The following is a 6,396-nucleotide window of genomic DNA, read 5'->3' as shown; positions in this document are numbered from 1 at the left end:
GGCTTATTCTCTCTTCGTGCCTTTTCAAAAGCCTCCTCGCCCCACGGGTACCAATCCACAGGGTTATTGGCATGCTGTAGTAGATAAGGACTTTGTTCATCTTTTAAGCGGTTTGAATGTTTCATTTGTTCTGATCCCAAGCTATAGGCTATATCGGTATTTGTTAGAGAAAATAAGCAAAATACTACTACTAAAAAGAAACTTAATTCTCTTAATGACAATGTGATCATATAGATTACCTGAGTTTACTGCACCTCCACTTATTTACAAGGATGATTATATTAACCATATGGATTCATTTTGCAGGTAATATTTATTCCTTCAATACTTGGTTATAATTGATTTGATAAGAGCAGCTTATGCAGATAATCGACGATAAATACTCAAAGATAATCCTCGAAGAAAAACTTCTTTTAACTGAGCTTTTAGCTGAGATTGAGATACTTTCTGACGAAGAACTTAAGAACAAACTCTCTTCCGTCATTGAGAACTTAGAGAACTTATTCTCTATAGTCTTTATTGGCGAGTTTAGTACAGGTAAATCCACAATCATCAATACACTTCTTGCAGAACAAGTTCTGCCACAAGGTATCACACCTACTACCGACGAGATTAATGTTATTGGATATGGTGATCAGAGAAATGATTCTATTGTGGATGGTAATAGGGTTATTTCCATACCCCAAGAAAAACTAAAGGGCATCAGACTTGTTGATACTCCTGGGACTAACGTAACAATTGAGCAGCATGAGAAATTAACCCAAGAGTTTATACCAAAAGCTGATATTGTATTTTTCACTATCGGAGCAGAACGCGCAGTCACCGGAAGTGAGGCTAAACTCATTGAATTTATAAAAGAAGATTGGCTTAAGAATATTGTCTTTGTTTTAAACAAAATCGATATTGCACAAAACGATCAGGAAGTGGAGCAGCTTATCTCTCATACGTCCAACGAGATTGAGCGTAAGTTTAATTTTAAACCTCATATAATTCCTATATCCGCAAAACTTGCTGCGGCAGCTAGAGATAACTCGGACACATTAGCTTTTACCAACAGCGGGTTTGATAAACTAGAAGAGTACATTTTCAAAACCCTTGGAGAGGAGCAAAGAGTAAAGTTAAAAATACAGAGCTCATCAGAGATTGCTCTTAGCCTATGTTCAGAAACACATAAGGCGGTGGAGGCAAATCTACGCAGCATATCCGAGGACACTCAGAAGCTAGATGATTTTCAAAACAAACTAGATGGAATGAAAGAAGAGATTATTGGTAATTCCTCTCAATTCACAGAAAGAATTCGGGGAAGATTGCTAGAATTTAAGACCAGGGGAGTAGAGTTTATTGATGAGCTTATCAGATTCCAAAATATCTTTAAGCTGATAAGCAAGGACAAAGTTGCAAAAGAATTTGAATATAAAGTCTCAAGGCAGACAATGACCGAACTTGAGAAAGATTTGGATGCGATGGTAGTGTGGACTGAGAAATCTGCCAGAACTTTGCTTGATGATACTATTAATTTTTATAATGCCTCGCTCAAGTCAGACAGCCCGAACCTTTCTTCTGGATTTACATATGATAGAACAAGACTTATAGACACTGTGAGATCTGAGCTTGAAGCGAAGAGAAAAAGTATTGACCCGGCTCTTTTAGGCGGAAACCTTGTAGACTCCGCAAGGGGCGCTGTTGCATCAGTTCTGGGAGTACAGGCAGGAACTTTGGCGATAGGAGCAGCCGTGGTATCTGCTTTTTCTTCATTCATCGTGGATATCACCGGAATTCTTGCGACAATAGCCGTTATGGCGACCGCGTTTGCTATTCTTCCAAAAAAGAGACGAGACGCCATGAAAGAGTTTAATCACAAGGTAGATTCACTTATTGAGGAACTTACCTCAAGTGTCAGCTCACAGCTTAAGCGCGACTTTGACGGCATAAGCATCCAGGTTTCAGACTCTCTTGTTCCACTTAAAAATTTCTACAAAATTGAGTCTGAAAAACTAGAAGAATCTAAAAAAAGAGTGCAAGAGATTAAAGAAAAGATAGAGCTTCTTAAAAGCACCAGCTAAATAACCTAGCAAGTTTTACCACCCACTCTTGATACTCTCGATTATACGGGTAGGGTTTGCACAATCTGTATAAATATTTCCAGGAAAAGGTATGAGAAAAGATAATATCAGAAATATAGCGATAATCGCTCACGTAGATCATGGCAAGACCACTTTAGTTGACGCAATGCTTAAACAGAGCGGTGTGTTTCATGAACATCAGCAAGTCGAAGAGAGAGTTATGGACTCTATGGATCTTGAGAGAGAGAGGGGGATTACTATTGCCGCAAAAAACACCGCAGTGCTCTACAAAGATATAAAGATAAACATTGTGGACACCCCAGGGCATGCTGATTTTGGAGGGGAGGTTGAGAGAAGCCTTAATATGGTAGACGGAGCTCTACTTCTTGTTGACGCTAGCGAGGGCCCTCTTCCCCAAACTCGTTTTGTTGTGCAGAAAGCGCTTGAGAAAAAGCTTCCAATCATATTAGTGATAAATAAAATTGACCGCCCGGACTCTAGGCCGGATGAAGTTATAGACGAAGTATATGATCTATTTATTGAGCTAGATGCAAACGAGGAACAGATAGAGTTTCCAATCATCTATACTAATGCAAAAATTGGGGCTGCACATCAAGAAATAAACGATTCCTCAGATAATTTGATACCGTTATTTGAACAGATAGTGACTTCCATACCTGGTCCCGAAGTTGGCGATGGATCAATAACTCAGTTTCTAATTACCAACCTAGACTATGATAACTATGTAGGGCGTCTGGCAATTGGGAGAATGATGAGTGGTGAGCTTGAGGCTAACAAAAGCTATGCGCTTTGTGGAGAAAATGAATCAACTACAAACATAAAAATATCAGTTTTATATACATATACTGGGCTTCAGAAGACTCAGGTAGACAAGGTTGAGGCTGGGGACATTATTGCCATTGCCGGCGAGGACAAGGTGCAAATAGGAGATACTGTTTCAGAGATAGACAATCCTGTCGCACTTGATCGCATAAAGGTGGATGAGCCAACGATCTCCATGGTTTTCTATGTGAACAGCGGCCCATTTGCAGGAAGAGAGGGTAAGTTCTTAACATCCCGTCAAATAAGAGAAAGATTAGACAGAGAAAAGTTAAGAAACGTTGCTATACAGGTAAGTGACACTGAAAGGGCAGATGCTTTTGAAGTAGCAGGCCGAGGCGAGCTTCAAATGGCTGTGCTTATAGAAACCATGAGACGAGAAGGCTATGAGTTTATGGTGTCTAAGCCAACAGTTATAACAAAGAACGATAACGGCACTCTAACTGAGCCGGTTGAGAGAATATTTATTGACGTTCCTGAAGAGTATGTTGGTGTTATAACCGAAAATATTGCACAAAGAAAAGGACGCATGGTTAACCTTCACAACAACGGTAACGGCCGTGTGGATTTAGAGTTTATCGTCACTTCAAGAGGGCTTATTGGTTTTAGAAGCCAGTTTCTTATTGATACAAAAGGCTCTGGGGTCATGAACACACTTTTTGAAGGCTATGAACCTTGGTATGGCCCTATTCCCCAACGATCTACCGGTGCATTAGTTTCAGACCGTGCTGGCAAAACTACAACCTATGCTAGCCTTGCGATGGTGGATAGAGGCGAGCTTTTTGTCGATGTGGGAACTCAGGTTTTTGAAGGCATGATTATCGGTGAGCGAAACAGAAACGGTGATCTAACCGTAAATATTACAAAAGAAAAGAAACTAACAAATATGAGAAGTTCCACCTCCGAGGCTACAGTAGTTCTGAGGCCACCCAGACCGCTTTCTTTAGATCAGGCAATTGAGTTTATCGCTGAAGATGAGCTTGTGGAAATTACTCCAGAGAGCATGAGGCTTCGCAAAATGGAGCTTGACGCCGCCCAAAGAGCAATACTAGAAAAAAGAAATAAAAAAGAAGCATAGTTCCTTTCACAAGGGCAATATTAATTTTCTTGTAGTATAATGGAAATATAACTTTCAACAGGAGGGAGTTTATGAAATTGCTTACATTATTGGCGGTGTTTGTACTATTTGCTCCTGGCTTTTCAATAGCTGATGAAGATAGCGAGCTTAGGGCTGAGATTCTAGGTGAGCAGGCAGGGAAATTAATTGCCGGCGATCATACAGAATACAAACCCGAGATTGCAAAAGCTGAGTGTCGGGAAACTTTCTATGAAAAGTGGGAAGAGCACTTTAAGGAAAAGGGGTTTGATACTGATCCGGCCACAGTAGACAGCTTTGTACTAGGATGCATGAATAAATATAACAAGAAGTTTGGGAAGTAGAATTATAAGAGAAGCTTGTATTGAAAGTCTAACAATTTAAGTGGGAGAGCTGACCCCCCCCCACTTAATCAATAAAATTTTAAAGAGTCTTTAGGTACTCTAGTAAGTCAGCCAGCATTTCTGGCTCTTCATCCCAGTTAATTCCTCCATTAAACACTGCTCCCGTATGTCCTGCATTTGAATAGCCATCAAGAGTCGTGTCATAGAGCAGTGGAAGCCCCGATGTATTAGTGACTTCATCCCAGGTAAATCCCAATAGCTCTTTATCATATGTAAAGTTTCCTCGGTAGAAAGTCTCAGGTCTGTCACCGGTAATTAAGTGATATAGAGTTGGTATTGAACCGTTATGTAGATATGGAGCAGAGGCCCAAATCCCGTTGAGAGGTACTTGAACATACCCTCCGGTTGATTCAATGATTTCATCATTCGTTGGTGGCTCACCGTTTACAAGACACTGTGGCTCTGTATCTGGACATGCGTCGCGCGAATCTTGAGCAATTCCCTGCAAAATTGTTTCAGTAAAAACGTTTGCTCTGTTTGGACTAGTACCTGTAAATGCCGGTGTATTAATAATATTGTTGCCGGGCTGGTGACACGATCCGCAGGCTTGTTCATATACCAGTTCCCCTCGTTCAGCTGCTTCTAAATCTACATCAAATGGATATGGATACGGAGGAAGCCCGTCTACAAATGGACCGGATAACAATACATTATCCATATTTACAGAATCAGGGTCTCCGCCGGCTTGTGAGAAGGACGCAAGAATTTCCCTATAAACAATTAGTGAAATACTGTCATCCCACTGATAACGAGGGCGATCTTCTATTTTCCAGGCAACAGGAATATCCGCGGGAGCTGGTGCAGCTGGCATAACAGTTGCTAAATCGCAAGGTGGATCACCATTAGGATTGCAATATGAAACGCCTGCTAGTGAGAAAACATCTATTGATCCTGGCATACCTGCCGGTAGTGGCGGATTAGGAACATTGTAAGTAAAAGCAAATAATGTTTCTTCAATTCTTTGTTGTGAGGCATTTGAAGAAAATTTTACTTCTTCAAGAAAGAACTCTGCTCCACCGGGAAGGTTGAAAAGAAAACGCTCAAATTCTTCCTGCTCTAGGAATTCTTCATTGAAACCATATACCCATCCAAGTGGCATATCATCTAAGGCCTCGCGGAAATTCTCAGCTGTATATTTAGGATCATTAACTGTTTGGTTTATTTTTCCTCTAAAATCTCCAAAAGGGTTTGCTCCGCCAATCATGGTTGTAAGCTCGCCATCAGTCCCTACGAATTTACCCGAGTGACAAGCCATACAGGCGAACGTTGCATAGTTAACGCCGATGTCTAAATCAATATTAAAATCATTTTCAAATGTGTCAGAAAGTGCAAAACCAACGCCCAATGGAAGGAATGCATCTGGATCAAATGGGTCGGGACCAAGTCCTATTACAGCCATAAGCTCCTCAGGCTCGCCCCAAATTTCAGGAAAAATTTCGGGCAGCAGACGAAAAACAATCATCTGAAGACCAACGAAGTTCAGGATATCTTGTTTGATAGATAACGGCGCTGTTCTAAATGATACGAATTGCTCTTGATTTGTTTCAAGATAATCGTCTATGGCTTTAAGACGCTCTGCGCGAATTTGCTCCCAAGTTTGGTTGTTATTGTTGTTGTTACTACATCCGCCAATAATTCCAAAACTAAATACTACTAAAAATAGAATAATGCCAATTCTTCTAAAAGAATTTCCCTTAGCCATTTTAACCCCCATAATTATTTAATACCCGCCTCTACCCATATTATAATAAAATGTAATAAATTCCAAGGGGGATTAATCGTAGTAGTATCTTAGGCTTGCAAGTACATTAAACGGCTCGCCTGGGGTAATAAACACTCTGGAAATTGAATTGGCAAAGTAACGCTCATCAGTGATGTTTCTAAAATTCACAGAGGCTTGCAAGTTTCCGTCCTTACCAAAATCTAGGTTGTAGTACACAGCCGCGTCTAATCTGACAAAGCTTCCGAGTTCAAATGTGTTCTCAAGATCTCC

At 40.6% G+C, this 6,396-nt stretch carries 6 protein-coding genes; 3 read left to right on the top strand and 3 right to left on the bottom strand.

The annotated features are described in order from the left end of the window. Positions 1–125, bottom strand: a 125-nt coding sequence (locus AAF462_09065; protein MEM7009267.1) for a DUF255 domain-containing protein, incomplete at its 3' end; no start/stop codon positions are given. A gap of 234 nt (positions 126–359) precedes the next feature. On the opposite strand from AAF462_09065, the gene AAF462_09060 reads away from it, so the two are divergent. The 3 genes from AAF462_09060 (at position 360) to AAF462_09050 (ending at position 4,343) form a co-directional block, all read left to right on the top strand. Further along, positions 360–2,063, top strand: coding sequence for a dynamin family protein (locus tag AAF462_09060; protein ID MEM7009266.1), 1,704 nt, complete (start codon positions 360–362; stop codon positions 2,061–2,063). Positions 2,064–2,154: 91 nt separating this feature from the next. Next, positions 2,155–3,981, top strand: a complete 1,827-nt coding sequence (gene typA / locus AAF462_09055) for a translational GTPase TypA (GenBank protein MEM7009265.1) — start codon at positions 2,155–2,157, stop codon at positions 3,979–3,981. A 71-nt stretch (positions 3,982–4,052) separates the two neighbouring features. Further along, positions 4,053–4,343 carry a hypothetical protein gene (locus AAF462_09050; protein MEM7009264.1) on the top strand — a complete coding sequence of 97 codons (291 nt, stop codon included), beginning with the start codon at positions 4,053–4,055 and terminating at the stop codon, positions 4,341–4,343. 79 nt (positions 4,344–4,422) lie between these two features. On the opposite strand, the gene AAF462_09045 is transcribed toward AAF462_09050, so the two are convergent. Both AAF462_09045 and AAF462_09040 read right to left on the bottom strand, forming a co-directional pair. Next, positions 4,423–6,105 carry a hypothetical protein gene (locus AAF462_09045; GenBank protein MEM7009263.1) on the bottom strand — a complete coding sequence of 561 codons (1,683 nt, stop codon included), beginning with the start codon at positions 6,103–6,105 and terminating at the stop codon, positions 4,423–4,425. A gap of 72 nt (positions 6,106–6,177) precedes the next feature. Beyond that, positions 6,178–6,396, bottom strand: a 219-nt coding sequence (locus AAF462_09040) for a hypothetical protein (protein MEM7009262.1), incomplete at its 5' end; no start/stop codon positions are given.

Source organism: Thermodesulfobacteriota bacterium (genome assembly GCA_039028315.1).
GTDB lineage: Bacteria > Desulfobacterota_D > UBA1144 > Nemesobacterales > UBA2774 > CR02bin9.
The sequence above is the reverse complement of the archived record's forward strand: the minus strand, read 5'-3'. Positions and strand labels throughout refer to the sequence as shown.

Excerpts from the sequence above, each read along its gene's own strand:
- typA (MEM7009265.1), top strand. The coding sequence starts at position 2,155 with ATGAGAAAAGATAATATCAGAAATATAGCGATAATCGCTCACGTAGAT.
- AAF462_09045 (MEM7009263.1), bottom strand. The coding sequence starts at position 6,105 with ATGGCTAAGGGAAATTCTTTTAGAAGAATTGGCATTATTCTATTTTTA.
- AAF462_09050 (MEM7009264.1), top strand. The coding sequence starts at position 4,053 with ATGAAATTGCTTACATTATTGGCGGTGTTTGTACTATTTGCTCCTGGC.
- AAF462_09060 (MEM7009266.1), top strand. The coding sequence starts at position 360 with ATGCAGATAATCGACGATAAATACTCAAAGATAATCCTCGAAGAAAAA.